Annotated in this window: 16 protein-coding genes and 1 pseudogene; 5 read left to right on the plus strand and 12 right to left on the minus strand. The window is 71.8% G+C overall.

All coding sequences use genetic code 11. The annotated features are described in order from the left end of the window. Nucleotides 1-36: 36 nt before the first annotated feature. The 3 genes from orn to ACFYYH_RS06665 all read right to left on the minus strand — a co-directional run bounded on the left by orn (nucleotide 37) and on the right by ACFYYH_RS06665 (nucleotide 2,949). Nucleotides 37-639 (minus strand): oligoribonuclease, encoded by a 603-nt coding sequence (orn, locus tag ACFYYH_RS06655; RefSeq protein WP_388546771.1) that lies wholly within the window; start codon nucleotides 637-639, stop codon nucleotides 37-39. Nucleotides 640-649: 10 nt separating this feature from the next. Further along, entirely contained in the window at nucleotides 650-1,867 is a 1,218-nt protein-coding gene (locus ACFYYH_RS06660; protein WP_388546774.1) for a GlxA family transcriptional regulator, read from the minus strand. Nucleotides 1,868-2,253: 386 nt separating this feature from the next. After that, a complete protein-coding gene (locus ACFYYH_RS06665; protein ID WP_388546777.1) occupies nucleotides 2,254-2,949 on the minus strand; it encodes a hypothetical protein in 696 nt (231 codons plus the stop codon). Nucleotides 2,950-3,239: 290 nt separating this feature from the next. Between ACFYYH_RS06665 and ACFYYH_RS06670 the strand changes: the two genes are divergently transcribed. Beyond that, nucleotides 3,240-3,761, plus strand: a complete 522-nt coding sequence (locus ACFYYH_RS06670) for a universal stress protein (RefSeq protein WP_388546780.1) — start codon at nucleotides 3,240-3,242, stop codon at nucleotides 3,759-3,761. A 170-nt stretch (nucleotides 3,762-3,931) separates the two neighbouring features. Further along, entirely contained in the window at nucleotides 3,932-4,510 is a 579-nt protein-coding gene (locus tag ACFYYH_RS06675) for an acetate uptake transporter (RefSeq protein ID WP_388546781.1), read from the plus strand. A 252-nt stretch (nucleotides 4,511-4,762) separates the two neighbouring features. On the opposite strand, the gene glmS is transcribed toward ACFYYH_RS06675, so the two are convergent. From glmS to ACFYYH_RS06690, 3 genes are all read right to left on the minus strand, one after another. Further along, nucleotides 4,763-6,592, minus strand: a complete 1,830-nt coding sequence (glmS, locus tag ACFYYH_RS06680; RefSeq protein WP_388546784.1) for a glutamine--fructose-6-phosphate transaminase (isomerizing) — start codon at nucleotides 6,590-6,592, stop codon at nucleotides 4,763-4,765. Between the two features lie 41 nt (nucleotides 6,593-6,633). Next, nucleotides 6,634-6,909, minus strand: coding sequence for a hypothetical protein (locus tag ACFYYH_RS06685; RefSeq protein ID WP_388546786.1), 276 nt, complete (start codon nucleotides 6,907-6,909; stop codon nucleotides 6,634-6,636). 145 nt (nucleotides 6,910-7,054) lie between these two features. After that, nucleotides 7,055-7,981 carry a DUF4429 domain-containing protein gene (locus ACFYYH_RS06690; RefSeq protein ID WP_388546789.1) on the minus strand — a complete coding sequence of 309 codons (927 nt, stop codon included), beginning with the start codon at nucleotides 7,979-7,981 and terminating at the stop codon, nucleotides 7,055-7,057. Nucleotides 7,982-8,190: 209 nt separating this feature from the next. Between ACFYYH_RS06690 and ACFYYH_RS06695 the strand changes: the two genes are divergently transcribed. Then, nucleotides 8,191-9,888, plus strand: coding sequence for a beta-N-acetylhexosaminidase (locus tag ACFYYH_RS06695; RefSeq protein WP_388546792.1), 1,698 nt, complete (start codon nucleotides 8,191-8,193; stop codon nucleotides 9,886-9,888). A 114-nt stretch (nucleotides 9,889-10,002) separates the two neighbouring features. Here the strand turns inward: ACFYYH_RS06695 and ACFYYH_RS06700 are convergent, their stop codons facing one another. The 5 genes and pseudogenes from ACFYYH_RS06700 to ACFYYH_RS06720 all read right to left on the minus strand — a co-directional run bounded on the left by ACFYYH_RS06700 (nucleotide 10,003) and on the right by ACFYYH_RS06720 (nucleotide 17,350). After that, the gene (locus ACFYYH_RS06700; protein WP_388546795.1) at nucleotides 10,003-11,049 is read right to left on the minus strand and encodes an ABC transporter substrate-binding protein; all 1,047 of its coding nucleotides are present in this window, start codon (nucleotides 11,047-11,049) and stop codon (nucleotides 10,003-10,005) included. Between the two features lie 167 nt (nucleotides 11,050-11,216). Continuing rightward, nucleotides 11,217-12,377 (minus strand): acyl-CoA dehydrogenase family protein, encoded by a 1,161-nt coding sequence (locus ACFYYH_RS06705; RefSeq protein WP_388546798.1) that lies wholly within the window; start codon nucleotides 12,375-12,377, stop codon nucleotides 11,217-11,219. 7 nt (nucleotides 12,378-12,384) lie between these two features. After that, complete coding sequence (locus ACFYYH_RS06710; protein WP_388546801.1) at nucleotides 12,385-13,326, minus strand: hydroxymethylglutaryl-CoA lyase; 942 nt, start codon at nucleotides 13,324-13,326, stop codon at nucleotides 12,385-12,387. 167 nt (nucleotides 13,327-13,493) lie between these two features. Next, nucleotides 13,494-15,710, minus strand: a pseudogene (locus ACFYYH_RS06715) (acetyl/propionyl/methylcrotonyl-CoA carboxylase subunit alpha); the annotation flags it as partial. Between the two features lie 8 nt (nucleotides 15,711-15,718). Beyond that, a complete protein-coding gene (locus ACFYYH_RS06720; RefSeq protein ID WP_388546804.1) occupies nucleotides 15,719-17,350 on the minus strand; it encodes a carboxyl transferase domain-containing protein in 1,632 nt (543 codons plus the stop codon). A gap of 99 nt (nucleotides 17,351-17,449) precedes the next feature. On the opposite strand from ACFYYH_RS06720, the gene ACFYYH_RS06725 reads away from it, so the two are divergent. Both ACFYYH_RS06725 and ACFYYH_RS06730 read left to right on the plus strand, forming a co-directional pair. Next, a complete protein-coding gene (locus tag ACFYYH_RS06725; RefSeq protein WP_388546807.1) occupies nucleotides 17,450-18,073 on the plus strand; it encodes a TetR/AcrR family transcriptional regulator in 624 nt (207 codons plus the stop codon). Between the two features lie 230 nt (nucleotides 18,074-18,303). After that, nucleotides 18,304-19,089, plus strand: a complete 786-nt coding sequence (locus ACFYYH_RS06730) for a phosphatase (RefSeq protein WP_388546809.1) — start codon at nucleotides 18,304-18,306, stop codon at nucleotides 19,087-19,089. 102 nt (nucleotides 19,090-19,191) lie between these two features. Here the strand turns inward: ACFYYH_RS06730 and ACFYYH_RS06735 are convergent, their stop codons facing one another. Further along, nucleotides 19,192-20,349, minus strand: a complete 1,158-nt coding sequence (locus tag ACFYYH_RS06735; protein ID WP_388546812.1) for an acyl-CoA dehydrogenase family protein — start codon at nucleotides 20,347-20,349, stop codon at nucleotides 19,192-19,194. Nucleotides 20,350-20,467: the final 118 nt, after the last annotated feature.

The raw sequence follows: 20,467 nt of genomic DNA on the forward strand, positions 1-20,467 counted from the left end.
GCCGCCCCCGGGGTGCGGGGGTGGCCCGCGGCGCGGCTACGGAGTGCGGAGCACGTGCTTCGCCGCGATCTGCTTGGCCGTGTCGGAGTCCGGTCCCGGCGCCGGGACGAAGACCGCCTCACGGTAGTAACGCAGTTCCGCGATGGACTCGCGGATGTCGGCGAGCGCGCGGTGGTTGCCGGCCTTCTCCGGGCTGTTGAAGTAGGCCCGCGGGTACCAGCGGCGGGCCAGCTCCTTGACCGAGGAGACATCCACGATGCGGTAGTGGAGATAGCTCTCCAGCGTCGGCATGTCGCGCAGCAGGAAGCCACGGTCGGTACCGACCGTGTTCCCGCACAGCGGAGCCTTGCCCGGCTCCTTGACATGGTCGCGTACATACGCGAGGACCTGCTCCTCGGCGGCGGCCAGCGTCGTACCGCCCGCCAGCTCGTCGAGGAGGCCCGAGGCGGTGTGCATCTGCCGCACCACCTCGGGCATGGTCTCCAGCGCCGCGTCCGGCGGGCGGATCACGATGTCCACCCCTTCACCGAGCACGTTCAGCTCCGAGTCGGTGACCAGCGCGGCCACCTCGATGAGTGCGTCGTCCGCCAGCGAGAGCCCGGTCATCTCGCAGTCGATCCACACCATGCGGTCGTTCATACGCCTCACCCTACGGGGCGCTCCGCTGGCCGGGCAGACTCGGACGGCCCAGACCTGTTGCGTACATGTCGGAACTCGGTTTGCCGTCCTGCACCGCCGCCGACGCCGCCGCCTGGCCCGGCACACCGGCCGCGGCGGCCGCCCGCCGGGAGTGCGGGGAGGCCTGCGCCGGTACGACCGACTCCATGACCCCCGGCGTCATCGGCTCGCCCTGCGGGCGCCTGGCCCGGTAGGCGGACCGGTAGGCCGCGGGGGAGGAGCCGAGCTGGCGCCGGAAGTGGCCCCGCAGCGCCACCGGGGAGCGGAAGCCGCAGCGGCCCGCGACCTCGTCGACGGAGTAGTCGGAGGTCTCCAGCAGCCGCTGTGCCTGGAGCACCCGCTGGGTGATCAGCCACTGGAGCGGCGCGCTTCCGGTGAGGGAGCGGAACCGCCGGTCGAAGGTACGGCGGCTCATGTACGCGCGGGCCGCGAGCGTCTCCACGTCGAACTGCTCGTGCAGATGCTCCAGCGCCCAGGCCACGACCTCGGCGAGCGGGTCGGAGCCGATCTCCTCTGGTAAAGACCTGTCCAGATAGCGCTCCTGACCGCCACTGCGCCGGGGAGGTACGACCAGTCTGCGGGCGAGCGCGCCCGCGGCCTCGGCGCCGTGGTCCGTCCGGACTATATGCAGACACAGATCGATTCCGGCCGCCGTGCCCGCCGACGTCAGCACATCGCCGTCGTCGACGAACAGCTCACGCGGATCCACGTGCACCGACGGATAGCGCTTGGCCAGCGTCGGCGCGTACATCCAGTGGGTGGTGGCGGGCCGGCCGTCCAGCAGTCCGGCCGCGGCGAGCACGAACGCGCCGGTGCACAGACCGACGATTCTCGCGCCCTCCTCATGAGCCCGGCGCAGCGCGTCCAGCGCCTCCGGTGGTGGCGGCGATGTGATCGACCGCCATGCCGGCACGACCACGGTGCCCGCCCTGCTGATCGCCTCCAGGCCGTACGGCGCGCTGAGTTCGAGCCCGCCGGTGGTGCGCAGCGGTCCGTCCTCCCCGGCACACACGAGCAGGCGGTAGCGGGGAACCCCGGCGTCCTGGCGGTCGATTCCGAACACCGAGAGCGGGATCGAGCTCTCGAAGATGGGGCCACCACTGAAGAGCAGCACGGCGACGACTTCCCGGCGGCGACGCCCGGAAAGCTTCCGTGCTGACTCCGGTGCGGCAGTGGAGTCCTGGCTCATGGCGCTAAGCCCCCCTCGGTGTTCGCGTCTCCCCGTTCTTGTCGGGCCTCTCGCTCCTGCACGATTCCCCTCGGTTTTGCACGGGTCCCCAGCCTTCGATACTCATGATCGAATCTACTGCGTCCCGTGGTGCCGGCGTGACAAGTTCTCCATCCGGCGCTATGTCGACAAGGCAACTTGGCGCGAAGCATTCGATCACGAAGCGTTCCACTCGGGAGCCGAGAGTGGAAGTGGGCCTCGCGTGCATGGCCCGTCCCCGTAGGGTGCGGAGGACCGGGTCGGTCCTTTCTTCCCTGGTGGCAAGGGGGTTGGCAGGCCATTTCGCCAAGGGTTCTCCACCGGTGTGAAGTTGGCTGAAAAGCGATGGGTGTGTCTGTGCGAACCGTTCAATCTCCCGGCGCACCACCCTCGCGCGCGCGTGAGCTTCGACGCGCCCCCCAACCGCCCGAGGACCGTCGGCTTCCGGACGTTCCGTACGTTCCGTACATCCTTACCCCGTTCCTCGCTCGGCCGCACGCCCGCCGTCCCGTGCCCGTCCGGCCGACCGCCTTCGCCCGCGTCCGCGTTCGCGCGCCCGGCCCCGGCCGTGCCCCCATCTTCCCCCGCGCCGACCGTGGTTGTGCCGCGGGGCGCCCGGAGCGCCCGGCGGGCCGGGGGCGCCGCAGCGGCAGCCGGCAGACCGCCGTCACCGCGGCGAGGCCGAGCGTCGTGACGACCGTGCCGCCGAAGGACGTTCCGTACCCGGCGAGGACCACCGGGACCAGCAGACAGCCCAGCGTCGCCCAGCGGACCAGCTCGCCCGCCGGGTCCCCCGAGGGCGTCCGCGCGGTGTCCGCGGCGGGCTCCCCGTACGGAACGCCGTACGGCCCGCCGGACCGTCCGGTGGCCCGCCCCGCCGCGCGGTGCGCGGGCGGCCCGGCCGCCACTTCCGCGGCCCGTGCCGCGCGGGCCCCGGCGAGGGGTGCGGCGGGCCCGCCGCCGCCGGTGTCCGACCCGCCCGCCGCCGGGCTCTCCTGGAGAGCCTCCCGCGCGGTGTGGTGCGGAGCGTCCGGAGTGGCCTGAGCGGTCGGTGATGCGGGCACGGAAGCTCCCTGGAGGCGACGAGATGACCGATGGCCAACGAGGAGCGGAACCCTCCGGTCACTCCTCGGACAACTGTAGGGGGCATTCGGCATTGCGATCCTGGGCGCCCTCGTGCATGCTCCCTGGAACGCCGCGTGTGGGGCGGCGGGCTCTGGGCATCACATGAGTGTCGCCGTACCCTGATGGGTACGGATTGGGAAGATGATTCCCGGACACGGCCCCGCCCAGCACGACTCCCGCCACGACCATCGTTGTCCCTTCCCAAGAGGACCTCTTTCGCCGAGACGCCATGGCTGGTCACGAAATCCCCGAACCCGCTGACCGCAAGCAGGTGGCCGACCCTCTGTCGGACCTGCGAGCGGCGGAACAGACGCGCGCCTCCTGTGATCCCGCCTTCCGGCACGGGGTGGTGGTCGGCTTCGACGGCTCGACCTCCAGCGAGCGGGCGCTCGCGTACGCCATCGGCATGGCCAAACGGCTGGGCTCCGGCCTGATCATCGTCCATGTCGCCAACCGGCTCCCGACCACCGTCTGGGCGGGCTGTGAGCCCCCGGTCTTCGTGGATGTGCCGGACCACCGCACCGAGGTGCTCGGCCTGGAGCTGGCCTGCGCCGACTATCTCGCCGAGGTGCCCTGGATCCTGGTCGAGCGCGGCGGGGACATCTGCCACGAGCTCGAAGAGGTGGGCGAGGAGTACTCCGCCGACGCGATCGTCGTCGGCTCCACCCACGGCATCGTCGGACGGATCTTCGGCTCGGTGGCGGGCCGGCTCGCGCGCCGTGCGCAGCGGCCCGTCGTGGTCATTCCCTGACGGATTCGCGCACCTGCCGCCCGCCGAGCCCCACACCGTCTGAATATGTGTCAACTCCCGTGCGCCCACCGTGAATTTACTCACGCGCAGAGGTGAATTGTGCGCTTGTGAAGGGTACATACCGGTCGCTGGGACACAGCACACCCGCACCTCCATGAAGGGAGCCCGCCGTGGACAACGACGTCTCTGCGGGAAGCACCACTTCGACTTCGGTTCTCGGCCATCTCGCGCTCGGACTCACCCTGCTCGCCTTCGGTATCGGCCACACCGCCGTGATCGACGGAGTGACGGCGGCCGACGCCGTCACGCTCGCGCTGTATGTCGGAGGTGTCGCGCTCTTCGCCGCCGGACTGCTCGCGCTCCGGGCGGGCGACGCGTTCACCGGTACGGCCTTCGCGGGCCTCGGAGCCTTCTGGTTCACCTGGGGGACGGGCGTCGGCGAGCAGGTCTCCGCCGACGCGGCCGGCCTCTTCCTCCTCCTGTGGGCGCTGCTGGCGCTCAGCCTCACCCTGGGCGCGGCGGGCGCGGGGCCGCTGCTCCAGGGCACGTACGGACTGCTCTGCGCCGCACTGCTGCTGCTCGCCGTCGGGCAGTTCGCCGACAGCTCGGTGCTCGCCAAGGCCGGCGGCTGGGTGGCCGCCCTGGCGGGGCTCGCCGCCTGGTACGGAGCGACCGCCGCGCTCGCCAACTGGCCGAGCGCGCTGCCGCGCCGTCACGCTGCCGGCCGGGGGGTGACGGCCACCGGCTGAGGCAGCCGCGGGCCGGCGACCGGGCAGCCGCCGGCCCCTCCGGAGAGCGCCCCCAGCGCGCCGGGCGGCATGCGCTGGGGGCGCTCTCGCACCCCGGGCCCGGGGTGCCGGCCGGGCCCGGGTCAGGGGCGGTCCCGCCGAGGGCTCCGGCTTCCGCGCGGGTGCGGGTCACCGGCCCCCGGCTTCCGCGCGGGTGCGGGTCACCGGCCCCCGGCTTCCGCGCGGGTGCGGGTCACCGGCCCCGGCGCCGGGTCACTCGACGGTGACGGACTTCGCGAGGTTGCGGGGCTTGTCGATGTCCCGGCCGAGCGCCAGCGCCGTGTGGTACGCCAGAAGCTGGAGCGGGATCCCCAGCAGGATCGGGTCCAGCTCCGTCTCGTTCTTCGGCACCACGATCGTGTGGTCGGCCTTCTCCTGCGGCTGGTGCGCCACCGCCAGGATCGGCCCGCTGCGCGCCTTGATCTCCTCCAGCGCCGCGCGGTTCTTCTCCAGCAGATCGTCGTCCGGGACGATCGCGACCGTCGGCAGCGCCGGTTCGATCAGCGCCAGCGGGCCGTGCTTCAGCTCCGAGGCGGGGTAGGCCTCGGCGTGGATGTAGGAGATCTCCTTGAGCTTCAGGGAGGCCTCCAGCGCCACCGGATAGCCGCGCACCCTGCCGATGAACATCATCGAGGCGGACTCCGCGTACTGGGCCGCCAGCTTCGCGATGTCCTCCTCCGTCTCCAGGATCTCGGAGATCTGCGCGGGCAGCCTGCGCAGCCCCTCGATGATCCGCTTGCCGTCCGCGACCGACAGATCGCGGATCCGGCCGAGGTGCAGGGCCAGCAGCGCGAAGGCGACCACGGTGTTGGTGAAGCACTTGGTGGAGACGACACAGACCTCCGGGCCCGCGTGCACATACACACCGCCGTCGGTCTCCCGGGCGATCGCCGAGCCCACGACATTGACCACGCCCAGCACCCGCGCGCCCTTGCGCTTCAGCTCCTGCACCGCGGCCAGCACGTCGTACGTCTCGCCGGACTGGGACACCGCGATGTACAGCGTGTCCGGGTCCACCACGGGATTGCGGTAACGGAACTCGGAGGCGGGCTCGGCGTCCGCGGGGATCCGCGCCAGCTCCTCGATGAGCTGCGCGCCGATGAGACCCGCGTGGTACGAGGTGCCACAGCCCAGGATCTTGATCCGGCGCACCCCGCGGGCCTCACGGGCGTCCAGGTTGAGGCCGCCGAGGTGCACGGTGGAGAACCGGTCGTCGATCCGGCCGCGCAGCACCCGGTCCACGGCGTCGGGCTGCTCCGAGATCTCCTTGTGCATATACGTGTCGTGGCCGCCCATGTCGTACGACTCGGCCTCCCACTCCACGGTGGTCGGCGTGGCCGAGGTACGGGACCCCTCGGTCGTGTACGTGCGGAAGTCGTCGGCCTTGAGGGTGGCCATCTCGCCGTCGTCGAGGGTGACGACCTGGCGGGTGTGCGAGACGAGGGCCGCCACGTCCGAGGCGACGAACATCTCCTTCTCGCCGATGCCGAGGACGACCGGGGAGCCGTTGCGCGCGACGACGATACGGTCCGGGAAGTCGGCGTGCAGGACGGCGATGCCGTAGGTGCCCTCGATGAGCTTGAGCGCCTGGCGGACCTTCTCCTCCAGGGTCGGGGCCTGGGAGCGGGCGATGAGGTGGGTCATCACCTCGGTGTCCGTCTCGGAGAGGAACACCACCCCGTCCGCCTCCAGCTTCACCCGCAGCTCGGTGGCGTTGTCGATGATGCCGTTGTGGACGAGCGCGACCTTGCCCTCGGCGTCCATGTGCGGATGCGCGTTCTCGTCGCTCGGTGAGCCATGCGTGGCCCAGCGGGTGTGCGCGATACCGGTGGTGCCCGCGAAGCGCTTGGGCACGCGGGCCTCCAGATCACGGACCCGTCCCTTGGCCTTGACCATCTTCAGCGTGGCGGCCTTGCCCGCGGCGGGTTTGCCGGTGACGACCACCCCCGCCGAGTCGTATCCGCGGTACTCCAGCCGCTGAAGGCCCTCCAGCAGCAGTGGTGCCACATCGCGCTTGCCGATGTATCCGACGATTCCGCACATACGGTCTCTGCCCCTCCTGATCGGTTGAACCGTGGATCACTTCAGCCGTAGACGATGCGGCGCAACTGCCGGAGCGACAGCTCCGGCGGCGCCACCGCCCGGTGCGGCAGCTCGGCCGCGATCCGCTCGAAGATCTCCGCGTTGGTTCCGCCGCCGGACTGCATCTCCCGGTGGCGGCGGCGGACGAACTCCTCGGTCGTCTCGTCGAAGTACGCCAGCACGTCGAGCACCACCCGGGCCGCCTCACCGCGCTGGAGCGCGGTGCTGCGGACGAGATGGTCGATGAGGTCGTCGTACGACGCGCGGCGTTCCAGCACGGATCGATAGTGCGGGTACGGGAGGGCGTTCGCAACAAATCTGCCCGGAATCGGGCAGGAGTCGGCCCTGTCGAGGGCCGAAAGGGGGAAGAATTACCGAAACGGCGAGGACGGGGGGTGCCATCCCGGGCCGCCGGGCCGGGTCTCAGAGCCGCTTCAGGACGGCCTGTTTGGCGGTGGCGAACTCCTCGGCCGTGAGGATCCCCGCCTGATGCAGCTCACCCAGCTCCCGCAGCCTGCGCAGCAGCGCGTCCGGGTCGTCACCGCCGGCCGGTCCCGCGGCGTCCGCCGGGGCCGGGGCGGATAAGGGGGTCGTGGCCAGGGCCGGGCCCGGGGCCGGGCCGGCCGGGGCGGACGCCGAGGACGCCGCCGCGTACGGATGCGGCAGCCGCGCCACCACGGCGGCCCCGGCCAGCGCCATCAGCGGGTCCTTCTTGAACCCCCACAGCTCCACCGCGTGCGGGTCGTACTTCGCCGGTACGGACGCCGGACTCCTGGCCACCCGGAAGCGCAGAAAGCCGTTCTCCAGCCCCGCGGCCGACCGCCACTCGACCGACTCCAGATCGCCCAGCTCCAGGGATCTGGCACCGCCCGAGGACTTGGACTCCTCGGTCTTCCAGTTCCACTCCAGCCTGATCCGCTCCCCGTCGAAGAAGACGGTCCCGTCGCCCGCGCTCACGGTGATCGGCACGGCGGGCCCTCGCAGCAGGAAGCGGTCGACGGGGCCGGACTCCACCCCGTCCAGCAGCAGGGCGTTGCGCACCTCGTCCACGAGATACTCCGCGACCCCCGAGCGGTCGTTCTCCACGGTCAGCCGGTACGGGTCGCTGCCGTCCTCCAGCCTCCCGGCGGTGAGCTGGAGCAGCGGGTCGGCGCCGTCCCGCAGGCGCAGCCGCAGCCGCCCGGATTTCCGTCCCGCCTCCAAGGAGATCCCGGCCAACGCCCCCAGGGGCACGGTGATCTCACCGAGCGTCCCGCGGAGCAGACCCACACCCCTGTCCTTGCCGGGAACGATGCGGACGGTCTCCCCGTCGAAGATCCAGGTGCCGTCCTTCTGGATTATTTCCGCCATGCGGGGATTCTTCCATCAGGAGGGTGGAAATTGGTCTACACCTTGACCGCCGGTGGGGCGTACGGGTCCCATGGGGAGGGTTCTCCCACGGCGTCCCGGCTTCCGGGGGGCTTTCCGCGCCTCCTGCGGCCGCCCAGGCCGCCCCGGCCGCGCCTGGGGAGTTCCTTGCTCCGCACCGCAGGTGAGTACCCCGTCGAAGGGACAACCTTGTGAGACTGCCCAGAGCGCTACCCCGGCTGTTCGGTTCGCTGCTGCTCGTCACGGCGGCCGGTGTCTCCGGCGTCGCGGCCGCGGCCCCGGCCGTGAGCAGAGCCGCGCCCACGGCCCCGGCCCTGGCCCCCGGCGCCGCCGCGCCCGAACGGGGCGGAGCGGGCTCCGCGCCCGGATCCGCCGCGCGTCCGCTGGACCGGATCGTGCCCGCGCCGCAGCGCGTACGGCCGGGCGGCTCGCCGTACACCCTCACCGCGGCGACCCGCATCCTCGTCGACGGCCGCTCGCGCGACGACGCCCGCGAGGCGCGGCGGATCGGCTCCTATCTGGCCGGGGTGCTCCGCCCCTCCACCGGCTACGCCCTGCCGGTCACCGACCGGGGCGCGCGGGGCGGGATCCTGCTGCGGCTCGGCGCGGGCGACCGTAGCCTGGGCGCGGAGGGCTACCGGCTGGAGTCCGGGCGCGCCGGCGTCACGATCACCGCCCGTGAGTCCGCCGGGCTCTTCCACGGCGTCCAGACGCTGCGCCAGTTGCTCCCGGCCGCCGTGGAGAAGCGGAGCGGACAGCGGGGCCCCTGGACGGTCGCGGGCGGCACCATCACGGACACCCCGCGCTACGCGTACCGGGGCGCGATGCTCGATGTTTCGCGCCACTTCCTGACGCCCGATCAGGTCAAGCTCTATATCGACCAGTTGGCGCTCTACAAGATCAACAAGCTGCATCTGCACCTGTCGGACGACCAGGGCTGGCGGATCGCCGTCGACTCCTGGCCGCGGCTGGCCACCTACGGCGGTTCCACCCAGGTCGGCGGTGGTCCCGGCGGGTACTACACCAAGGCTCAGTACCGCGATCTGGTCCGGTACGCGACCTCCCGCGAGCTGGAGGTGATCCCGGAGATCGACATGCCGGGCCACACCAACGCGGCGCTCGCCTCGTACGCCGAACTGAACTGCGACGGCGTCGCGCCCCCGCTCTACACGGGCACAAGCGTCGGCTTCAGCTCCCTGTGCGTGAACAAGGAGGTGACGTACGACTTCGTGGACGATGTGGTCCGTGAGCTGGCTGCGCTGACCCCGGGCAGATATCTGCACATCGGCGGCGACGAGGCGCACGCCACCAGCCATGCCGACTACGTCGCCTTCATGGACCGGGCCCAGGCCGCGGTGCGCGCCCACGGCAAGACCGTCGTCGGCTGGCATCAGCTCACCGGCGCCACACCGGTCGCGGGAGCCGTCGCCCAGTACTGGGGGTACGACGCCACGGGCGCCGCCGAGCGCGCGCAGGTCGCGGCGGCGGCCGCGCGGGGCACCGGGCTGATCCTCTCCCCGGCGGACCGGGTGTACCTCGACATGAAGTACGACAGAAGCACCGTCCTGGGCCAGTCCTGGGCCGGGTACACCGAGGTGGACCGGTCGTACGACTGGGATCCGGCGACCTATCTCGCGGACGCGGGCGTGCCCGCGGACGCGGTGCTCGGTATCGAGGCCCCGCTCTGGACGGAGACCCTGGCGACCAGCGACCAGCTGGAGTTCATGGCGTTCCCCCGGCTGCTCGGTGTCGCGGAACTGGGCTGGTCCCCGGCGGCCACACACGACTGGGACACGTACAAGGTCCGACTGGCGGCGCAGGGACCGCGTATGACGGCGCTCGGGATCGACTACTACCGCTCGCCGCTGGTGCCCTGGCCGGCCGACTGACGGACCCACGCGCGGTGGGTGCCGGGGCCATCACCGCCCCGGCACCCGCCGCGCCCGTACGGCCCGGAGGGGAAGGGAACACGACGGGGCGGGCCCCCGCCCTCGTCCTGAGGGTCAGCCGGCCTTCTTCGCGTTCTCGATGGCCTCGGCCAGATCCTCCAGGATCGGGGCGCACTTGTCGTACGAGAAGATCGGCTCGGTGGTGCGCGGGATGACCTGGCCCGCCTTCACGGCGGGCAGCCGCGCCCAGGTCGGACGGGACGTCAGGGCGTCGGGCTGGAGGGCCGAGGTGCGGTTGTCCATCATGATGATGTCCGCGTGGTACTTGCCGGCGTTCTCCCAGCTCAGCTCCTCGAAGAAGCCGCCCGAGTTCACCTCGGGCTCGATGAACCGCACGCCCAGCTCCTGGAAGTAGAGCGTGTCGGCGGACATCTTCGCGAGGGATATGTAGAAGAGGTCCTGGCTGGCCGAGGCGATCAGCACCTTGAGATCGGGCTTCGATCTGGCGGCCCGGCGCAGCCGCGCCGCGGCCTTCTCGAAGCGCGCCTTGGCCTGCGTGACCTTCGGGGCCCTGAGATCGGCGCCCAGGGACTCGGCCAGCTCGGCGTGGCGCTGGATCGCCTTGGGGATGGTGGTCTCGGCGGCCCAGAGGGCCACGACATTCGGGTTCAGCTTGACGATCTTGTCCTTGGACTGGTCCGGCACATACCAGAGGGCGTCCTTGATCCACATCGCCGTGACCAGCAGATCGGGCCTGAGGGCCGCGTACTTCTCCACATTGAACTCGCCCCAGACATTGCCGAGTATCTCGACCTTGTCGATGTCGAGGTCGCCCGCCTGGACATCGGGCCCGCCGTCCTTCGTCCTCGTGGGGCCGAAGACGCCCTTCACCTCGACGCCGTAGTCGTACAGCGCGGCGGCCGTGCCGGTGAAGGCCACGATGTTCCTGGGGGTGCCGTCGGCCTTCGAGGTCAGGCCCCGGTCGTCCTCGAACGTCCAGGGGCCCGCCGTACCGGCGTCCTCGCCGGTGGCACCCGAGCCGTCCTTCGCGTCGTCGGCACCGCCGTCGCCGCAGGCGGCGAGCGCGGCGGCCAGTCCGACGGCGCCGCCGGCGGCCAGGAGTCCGCGACGGGTGAGGGGGGATGTTCGGGCTCGGGGCATGACGGGTCCGCTTTCCTGCGTGCCGGGGTCCGGCTGATGGATCAGTTAAAGGAAGGTTAGCCTAACCTTAGTGATCAATTCCCGGGGCCCCGGCCCGCCCCGCCCGTACGCGGGATTCCTCCTGCCCCGCCGGCCGCGCCCGTCGCGCCGTCCTCGGGGGCGCCGGCTCAGCCCGTCAGGCCCAACTCCCGTGCGATCAGCATCCGCTGGACCTCGCTGGTGCCCTCGCCGATCTCCAGGATCTTGGAGTCGCGCCACATCCTGGCCACCGGATACTCGTTCATGAAGCCGTAGCCGCCATGGATCTGGGTGGCCTCGCGGGCGTTGTCGACGGCGACCGTCGAGGAGTACAGCTTCGCCAGCGCCGCCTCCTTCTTGAACGGCTCACCGTGGACGAGCCGGGAGGCCGCGTCCCGCCAGCCGATCCGCGCCATGTGCGCGCGCATCTCCATGTCCGCGAGCTTGAACTGGATGGCCTGGTTGGCGCCGATCGGCCGGCCGAACGCGTGCCGCTGCTTCGCGTACGCCACCGACTCGTCCACACACCCCTGGGCGAGACCGGTCGCCAGCGCGGAGATCGCGATCCGGCCCTCGTCGAGGATGCGGAGGAACTGGGCGTATCCCCGGCCCTCCTCGCCGAGCAGATTCGCCAGCGGGACCCGGACGTCCGAGAAGGACAGCTCACGGGTGTCCGAGGCGTTCCAGCCGACCTTGGAGTAGGGCGCGGCGACCGTGAAACCGGGGGTGCCGGACGGGACGATGATCGAGGAGATCTCCGGCCGGCCGTCCTCCTTGCGGCCGGTGACGGCCGTGACCGTGACCAGACCGGTGATGTCCGTCCCGGAGTTGGTGATGAAGCACTTGCTGCCGTTGATCACCCAGGAGTCGCCGTCGCGCACGGCGGTGGTGCGGGTGCCGCCCGCGTCGGAACCGCACTCCGGCTCGGTCAGGCCGAACGCGCCGAGCACCTCGCCCGCGCACAGACCGGGGAGCCACTCCCGCTTCTGCTCCTCCGTACCGAAGAGATGGAGGGGCATGGCACCGAGCGAGACGCCGGCCTCCAGGGTGATCGCCACGGAGGAGTCGACACGGGCCAGCTCCTCCAGCGCGATACCGAGCGCGAGATAGTCCCCGCCCATACCGCCGTACTCCTCGGGGAAGGGCAGGCCGAACAGGCCCATCCGCCCCATCTCACGGACGATCTCGTACGGGAACTCGTGCCGCTCGTAGAAGTCGCCGATCTTGGGCGCCACGACGTCGTGGGCGAACTCCTCGACGGTGCGGCGCAGTTCTTCGTGCTCGGCGGAGAGCCGGTGGTCCAGGGACATGGGTGCGTCACTCCTTGTGGGAGAGGGCTCGGACGGTACGGGAGGGGCTGGGGCGGCCCAGCCGTTCGGCCAGCCAGACGCTGGTGGCGGTGAGCCGGCCGAGATCGACGCCGGTTGCGACACCGAGGCCGTCGAGCATCCACACGAGATCTTCGGTGGCGAGGTTTCCGGTGGCGCTCTTCGCGTACGGGCAGCCGCCGAGGCCGCCCGCCGAGGAGTCCACCGTGGTCACACCGTGCTGGAGCGCGGCGAGGGTATTGGCGAGCGCCTGCCCGTAGGTGTCGTGGAAGTGCACCCCGAGGACATCGGTCGGCACGCCCTCCTCGTTCAGCTCCGCGAGGAGCGTGCGCACATGGCCGGGGGTGGCGACGCCGATGGTGTCGCCGAGGCTCAGTTCGTCGCAGCCCAGGTCCAGCAGGGCCTTGGCCACCCGGACGACCTGGTGGACGGGGACGGGGCCCTCCCAGGGATCGCCGAAGCACATGGAGAGATAGCCCCGGACATGCATCCTGTCCGCGCGGGCCCGCTCGACGACCGGTGCGAACATGGCCAGCGACTCGTCGACCGTACGGTTGAGATTGGCCTGGGCGAAGGACTCGGTGGCGCTGCCGAACACGGCGACACGGCGGGCGCCGAGGGCCATGGCCCGGTCGAGACCGCGGGCGTTCGGCACGAGGACGGGGAGTGCGATCTCCGGGTCAAGATCGCCGAGCAGGGGGAACAGCTCCTCGGCGTCGGCGAGCTGGGGCACCCACTCCGGGCGTACGAAACTGGTGGCCTCGACGGTGGTCAGCCCGGCGTGGACCAGCCGGTGGATGAACTCCGCCTTGACCTCGGTCGGTACGACCGCCTTCTCGTTCTGGAGCCCGTCGCGGGCGCCCACCTCATGGATCCGCACCCGGGGCGGCAGCCCCTCCACCGGGACGGCCATCGGCAGTCCGTCGGTCATGACTCCTCCTGGGGAACGGTGGTGCCCCGGGCCGTGTCCGGCACGGAGACGGAGGGCGCGGGACCCGCCACGGGACCCTGCCCCCGGGACGGCGCGGTGCCGGGCGTGCTGTCGGGCGTGGTGCCGGGCGTGCGGTCGGGCGCGGTGTCGGGCATGTTGTCGGGCGCGGCGGCCGGGGTCACGACCGCCAGGATCTGGTCCATGGCGACGGTGGAGCCGGGCGTGACATCCAGCTCGGTGACGGTGCCCGCGTGCGGGGCGGAGATGACGTGCTCCATCTTCATCGCCTCGACGACGAGCAGACTCTGCCCGGCGGCCACCTCGTCCCCGACGCCCACCTTGACCACGGTGACGGTGCCCGGCATGGGCGCGGTCAGCGCGTCCGCCCCGGCCGCCGCGCCGGCCCCGCGCAGGGCGGCCTCGACGGGGTCGAAGTCCACCACATGCCAGCTCTCCCCGTCCCTGCCGAGCCAGACGCCCTCCGGGCTCCGGGCATGGGCGAAGGTGTGGGTGACGCCGTCGCACTCGACGGTGACCCGCGCCGCGTCGGCGCGCACGACACGGGCCGCGACGGAGGCCGTCGCGACTGGGTCCGCCGCGGGGGCCGTCGCGACCGGGGCCGTCGCGGGAGACGGTGCCGGGCCGGAGGCCACCGCGCCGGACGCCCCGGTGTGCCCACCGCCGTCGAACAGCAGCCGCGCGGCGCCGGCCGCTCCCCGCAGCCGGACCGTCACGGGGTCCTGGCCCGCTACGCGCAGGGGGTGCGCCGTCCAGGCGGGCTCGCCGCCGAGGCGCCAGCCGCTGGGGACGGAGAAGGGGTCGGTCCAGCCGCCGGGGCCGGAGGCCCCTGTCCCGGCCGGGGACGCCGCGCCCGGTGCGCCCCCGGCACCGGTACCGCCGGTCCCGGGGGCGCCGCCGGTGTCGTTGGTTCCGTCGGTCCCGCCGGGTTCGATGTCGCCCGCACGCGGTGCCAGGGCCCTGTGGCGCAGCAGCGCCGCCGCCGCGTAGACCTCCTGCGGGACCCCGTCGGGGAGCAGCGACGCCACGTCCCGTTCCACCAGGCCCGTGTCCAGATCGCCCGCGACCACCGGGGGATGGGCGAGGAGACGGCGCAGGAAGCCGGCGTTCGTGGGGACGCCCAGGGTGACCGTCCCGGCGAGGGCCGCCCGGAGCGCGCGCAGGGCGGCGGGGCGGTCGGGCCCGTGGGCGATGACCTTGGAGAGCATCGGGTCGTAGGCGCTGCCGACGTCCGAGCCCTCGGAGAGGCCCGAGTCCGTCCGTACGCCGTCGCCCCGCGGCTCGCGCAGCGCCAGGACCGTACCGCCGGTGGGCAGGAACCCCCGCGCGGGGTCCTCCGCGCAGACCCGGGCCTCCACCGCGTGGCCGGTGAGGGTGATGTCGGCCTGGGCGAAGGGCAGTTCCTCCCCGGCGGCGACCCGTAGCTGCCACTCGACCAGATCGAGGCCCGTGATCAGCTCCGTGACCGGGTGCTCCACCTGGAGGCGGGTGTTCATCTCCATGAAGAAGTACGAGGCGGGATCGCGGCCCGGCACGATGAACTCGACCGTTCCCGCGCCCGTGTACCCGCACGAGCGCGCCGCCTGGACGGCAGCCTCACCCATCGCCGCCCGGGTCGCCTCGTCCAGCAGGACGGACGGCGCCTCCTCGATGATCTTCTGATGGCGGCGCTGGAGCGAGCACTCGCGCTCGCCGAGATGCACCACATGGCCATGGCCGTCCGCCAGGACCTGGATCTCGATATGGCGGGGCCGGTCCACCCAGCGCTCCACCAGCAGCGTGTCGTCCCCGAAGGAGGAGCGCGCCTCCCGCCGGGCCGCCGCGATCTCCTCCGCGAGCAGGGACTCCGAACGCACCAGACGCATGCCCTTGCCGCCGCCGCCCGCCGAGGGCTTGAGCAGCACCGGCATACCGATCCCGGCCGCCGCCGCGGCCAGTTCGGCGTCGGTCAGACCGCTGCCCGAGGAGCCGGGCACCACCGGGACCCCCGCCGCCCGTACCGTCTCCTTGGCGCGGATCTTGTCGCCCATCAGCTCGATGGCGGAGGCGGGCGGCCCGATGAACACCAGCCCCGCGTCCGCGCAGGCCCGCGCGAAGGCCTCGTTCTCCGCGAGGAAGCCGTACCCCGGATGGACCGCCTGCGCCCCCGTACGGGCCGCAGCGGCCAGCAGCCGGTCGACGGAGAGATAGCTCTCGGACGCGGCGGCCGGACCGATGCGCACCGCCGTGTCGGCCTCCCGCACATGCCGGGCGTCCGCGTCCGCGTCGCTGAAGACCGCCACCGAGCGCACCCCCAGACCCCGCAGGGTACGGATGACACGCACCGCGATCTCGCCGCGGTTGGCGATCAGAACCGTGTCGAACATTCCCACCCTCACATCCGGAAGACGCCGAAGCCCTGCGCCGCGCTGTCCCTCGGGGGCAGCGGGGCGTTGGCACACGCGGTCAGGGCCAGACCCACCACCTGCCGGGTCTCCAGCGGGTCGATCACACCGTCGTCCCACAGGCGCGCCGTCGCGTAGTAGGCGTTGCCCTGGGTCTCGTACTGCGCGCGGACGGGCGACTTGAACGATTCCTCGTCCTCGGCCGGCCACTCCTCGCCGCGCCCCTCGATCTGGTCGCGCTTGACGGTCGCCAGCACGGACGCGGCCTGCTCACCGCCCATGACCGAGATCTTGGCGTTGGGCCACATCCACAGGAAGCGGGGGGAGTAGGCCCGCCCGCACATCGAGTAGTTGCCCGCGCCGTACGAACCGCCGATCACGACCGTCAGCTTCGGCACCCGCGCGCAGGCCACGGCCGTCACCATCTTCGCGCCGTGCTTGGCGATCCCGCCCGCCTCGTAGTCCCTGCCGACCATGAAGCCGGAGATGTTCTGGAGGAAGAGCAGCGGGATGCCGCGCTGGTCGCACAGCTCGATGAAGTGCGCGCCCTTCTGGGCGGATTCGGAGAACAGGATGCCGTTGTTGGCGACGATCCCGACCGGATGGCCGTGGATCCGCGCGAACCCCGTCACCAGGGTCGTGCCGAACTCGGCCTTGAACTCGGCGAACCGCGAGCCGTCCACCAGCCGCGCGATCACCTCGCGGACGTCGTAGGGCGTACGGGAGTCCACCGGCACCGCTCCGTACAGCCCGGCGGGATCCGCCTTGGGTTCCTCGACCGGCTCGACGGACCAGGGGAGCGCGCCCCGCGCGGGCAGGGTGGAGACGATGGTGCGGACGATCCGCAGCGCGTGCGCGTCGTCCTCCGCGAGATGGTCGGTGACGCCGGAGACCCGGGAGTGGACCTCGCCGCCGCCCAGCTCCTCGGCCGTGACCACCTCGCCCGTGGCCGCCTTCACCAGGGGCGGTCCGCCCAGGAAGATCGTGCCCTGGCCGCGCACGATCACCGCTTCGTCGCTCATCGCCGGGACATACGCGCCGCCCGCCGTGCAGGACCCGAGCACCGCCGCGATCTGCGGGATGCCCGCGCCGGACATCCTGGCCTGGTTGTAGAAGATCCGTCCGAAGTGGTCGCGGTCGGGGAAGACCTCGTCCTGCATGGGCAGGAAGGCGCCGCCGGAGTCCACCAGATACAGACACGGCAGCCGGTTCTCCAGGGCCACCTCCTGGGCGCGGAGATGCTTCTTCACCGTCATCGGGTAATACGTGCCGCCCTTGACCGTGGCGTCATTGGCGACGATCACCACCTCACGGCCGCTGACCCGGCCGATCCCGGCGATCACCCCGGCGGCCGGGGCCGCGCCCCCGTACATCCCCTCGGCCGCGAGCGGCGCCAGCTCCAGAAAGGGCGAGCCGGGGTCGAGCAGGGTGTCCACCCGGTCGCGCGGCAGCAGCTTCCCGCGCGCCGTGTGCCGGGCGCGGGCCTTCTCGCCGCCGCCGAGCCGGGCCGCCGCGAGCCGGGTGCGCAGACCGGCCGCCAGCTCCTCGTGCGCCGCCTCGTTGATCCGCCAGGACTCGGCGGCCGGATCCGCGGCGCTCGCCAGCACCGGTGCCTGCTGCATCGCTCGTAGCTCCCTCGCTGGGCCCGTCGGGTTAGTGACCGTTAACGTTGTTGCCATAAGGTTAACGACCGCTAACAGCCCTGTCTAGAATGATTTCCCATGAGCACCAGGACCGCCGCCCCGACCCGCCGCGAGCAGATCCTCAAGCACGCCGCGCGCCTGTTCGCCGAGCGTGGCTTCCACGGGGTCGGCGTCGACGAGATAGGGGCGGCCGTCGGTATCAGCGGCCCCGGTCTGTACCGCCACTTCGCGGGCAAGGACGCGATGCTCGCCGAACTGCTCGTCGGCATCAGCGGACGGCTGCTGGACGGCGGCAGGCTGCGGGTGCGCGGGGCGGGGGAGGACGGGGACCCGGCCACCGTGCTGGCCTCGCTGATCGACGGGCACATCGACTTCGCCCTCGACGACCGCCCGCTGATCACCCTGCACGACCGGGAACTGGACCGGCTCAGGGACAGCGACCGCAAGCTGGTGCGCCAGCTCCAGCGGCAGTACGTGGAGCTGTGGGTCGAGGTCGTACGGAAGCTGTACCCGCACGTGCCCGAGGCCCAGGCGCGCGGCGCGGTCCACGCCGTCTTCGGGCTGCTGAACTCGACGCCGCACCTCGGTTCGTACGGCGGCGGTCTGCCGGGGCGGGCGGCGACGGAGTCCCTGCTGCGCCGGCTCGCCCACGGGGCCTTCGCGGCACTGGGCGACGAGGGCGCGGTGCAGGGGGCGGTGTGACGGCCGACGGGGACCCGCCGGGCGATGCGACGGCCGGCGGGGACCCCCGTAGGCCATTCGTGGACGGGGGCGCGGGAACGTTCCGGGCGGGTCCGGGGCCGGTTCAGGGCCGTTCGTGGCCGTCAGTGGCCGAACGTGGCCGTACGTGGCCGTCCGGGGGGCGGTCCGGTGAGCGGTCCGGGGTCCGGGACATCCGGCGCGGGGCGCACGCCTGACGGCACAATGGGCTCATGCCGATACCCAGCCGCGCCGCTCTTGTCGACCACCTCGTCCGGACCCGTATCGCCGGAGACGTGGCCACCCCCCGCGACAACAACCTCTCCCACTACCGCAAGCTCGCCAACGGTGACCGCCACTACTGGCTGGGCCTGGAGCTGGGTGACCGCTGGACCGATGAGCAGGACGTTCTCGCCGTGATGGCCGAGCGGTGCGGCGTCAGCGACGACCCCGAGCACCGGGTCGGCCAGGACACCATCGACCCCGAACTGACCGTCGGCGCCCTGGAGCGGATGGCCGCCCGGCTGCGCAAGGCCGTCCTGGCCAGGGAGCGCGTGCTGTTCGCGACCGGCCACCCGGGCGGACTGCTCGATGTGCACCGGCAGACCGCGGACGGGCTGCGCGCCGCGGGCTGCGAGATCATCCGGATCCCCGGCGGACTCACCGCCGACGAGGGCATGGTCTTCCAGTTCGCCGATGTGGCGATGCTGGAGCGCGGCGCGACCCTCTGGCACACCCATTCGCCGGAGCCCATGCGCGCGATCCTGGACGCTCTGGAGAGCGAGGGCAGACCACTGCCGGACCTGGTGGTCGCCGACCACGGCTGGGCGGGATGCGCGGCCCAGCGCGGGCTGGACTCGGTCGGATACGCGGACTGCAACGACCCCGCGCTCTTCATCGCCGAGGCGGAGGGCACGATGGAGGTGACGGTCCCGCTGGACGACCATGTCACGGACCCGCGCTTCTACGACCCGATGACCGCGTATCTGCTCAACGAGGCCGGTCTGCTCCGGCAGTGAGCCGGTGTGCTCCGGCAGTGACCCCCGTCGGGACCCCGGTGGCCCCCGCCGCGACCCCGGTGACCTCCGTCGGGACTCCCGTGGCCCCCGCGCGCGGCTGTCTCAGAGCCCCATCGACTTGGCGATGATCATCTTCATGACCTCGCTGGTGCCGCCGTAGATCCGGTTGACCCGGTTGTCCGCGTACAGCCGGGCGATCGGGTACTCGTTCATATAGCCGTAGCCGCCGTGGAGCTGAAGGCACTTGTCGATGACGCGATGCGCGACCTCGGTGGTGAAGAGCTTCGCGGACGCGGCCTCGGCGGCGGACAGTTCGCCCAGGTCATGGGCTTCCAGCGCACGGTCGACGACGGCCTCCGCCGCGTCCACCTCGGCCTTGCAGGCGGCCAGTTCGAACTTCGTGTTCTGGAAGGACGCGACGGACTTGCCGAAGACCGTCCGCTCCTGGACGTACTGCTGCGCGAACCGCACGGCGGCGGCGGCCTGCGCGTAGGCGCCGACGGCGATGCCCAGACGCTCCTGGGGCAGATTCTGGCCGAGGTAGGAGAAGCCCTTGTTCTCCTCGCCGAGCAGATCCCCGACCGGCACCCGCACATCGGTGAAGGACAGCTCGGCCGTGTCGGAGGTCCTCAGGCCCAGCTTGTCGAGCTTGCGGCCGACCGCGTACCCCTCCGACCTCGTGTCCACGACCAGCAGGGAGATCCCGTGGCGGCGGTCCTCGGGGGTCGGGGCGGCCGTACGGGCGCAGACGATGACCCGGTCCGCGTGGACACCGCCGGTGATGAAGGTCTTGGCGCCGTTGAGCACATAGTGCGTGCCGTCCTCGGAGAGCCGGGCGGTCGTCTTCATACCGGCCAGGTCGGAGCCGGTGCCCGGCTCGGTCATGGCGATGGCGTACATGGTCCGGCCGCTGACGAAGTCCGGCAGCCAGCGCTTCTTCTGCTCGTCGGTCGCGTACGCCTTCAGATAGGGCAGACAGAGCGCCACATGGACGCCGGAGCCGCCGAAGGAGACACCGGCGCGCGCGGCCTCCTCCGTCATGACCGCCTGGAACTTGAAGGACTCCTCGCCCGCGCCGCCGTACTCCTCCGGCACCTCTATGCCGAAGACGCCCAGGTCACCGAGTTTGTAGTAGAAGTCGCGGGGCGCCTGGCCCGCCGCGTACCACTCCTCGTACACGGGGACGACCTCGGCCTCGATGAAGGCGCGGATGGTCTCCCGGAACGCCTGGTGGTCCTCGTTGTAGACGGTACGACGCACGGGAAAACCTCCTGCGGTTCACGGCCGGCCCGAGCGTTCGACGAAGCCGGAGCCTTCGGTTTCGATTGAGCCGGAGCATTCGATTAAGCGCTTGCTCAGGAAAAGTTACCCGGCGGTC

The organism is Streptomyces sp. NPDC002018, from assembly GCF_042890865.1.
In the GTDB taxonomy this organism is placed as follows: domain Bacteria; phylum Actinomycetota; class Actinomycetes; order Streptomycetales; family Streptomycetaceae; genus Streptomyces.

Excerpts from the sequence above, each read along its gene's own strand:
- orn (WP_388546771.1), bottom strand. The coding sequence starts at position 639 with ATGAACGACCGCATGGTGTGGATCGACTGCGAGATGACCGGGCTCTCG.
- ACFYYH_RS06660 (WP_388546774.1), bottom strand. The coding sequence starts at position 1,867 with ATGAGCCAGGACTCCACTGCCGCACCGGAGTCAGCACGGAAGCTTTCC.
- ACFYYH_RS06670 (WP_388546780.1), top strand. The coding sequence starts at position 3,240 with ATGGCTGGTCACGAAATCCCCGAACCCGCTGACCGCAAGCAGGTGGCC.
- glmS (WP_388546784.1), bottom strand. The coding sequence starts at position 6,592 with ATGTGCGGAATCGTCGGATACATCGGCAAGCGCGATGTGGCACCACTG.
- ACFYYH_RS06690 (WP_388546789.1), bottom strand. The coding sequence starts at position 7,981 with ATGGCGGAAATAATCCAGAAGGACGGCACCTGGATCTTCGACGGGGAG.
- ACFYYH_RS06700 (WP_388546795.1), bottom strand. The coding sequence starts at position 11,049 with ATGCCCCGAGCCCGAACATCCCCCCTCACCCGTCGCGGACTCCTGGCC.
- ACFYYH_RS06705 (WP_388546798.1), bottom strand. The coding sequence starts at position 12,377 with ATGTCCCTGGACCACCGGCTCTCCGCCGAGCACGAAGAACTGCGCCGC.
- ACFYYH_RS06710 (WP_388546801.1), bottom strand. The coding sequence starts at position 13,326 with ATGACCGACGGACTGCCGATGGCCGTCCCGGTGGAGGGGCTGCCGCCC.
- ACFYYH_RS06720 (WP_388546804.1), bottom strand. The coding sequence starts at position 17,350 with ATGCAGCAGGCACCGGTGCTGGCGAGCGCCGCGGATCCGGCCGCCGAG.
- ACFYYH_RS06725 (WP_388546807.1), top strand. The coding sequence starts at position 17,450 with ATGAGCACCAGGACCGCCGCCCCGACCCGCCGCGAGCAGATCCTCAAG.
- ACFYYH_RS06730 (WP_388546809.1), top strand. The coding sequence starts at position 18,304 with ATGCCGATACCCAGCCGCGCCGCTCTTGTCGACCACCTCGTCCGGACC.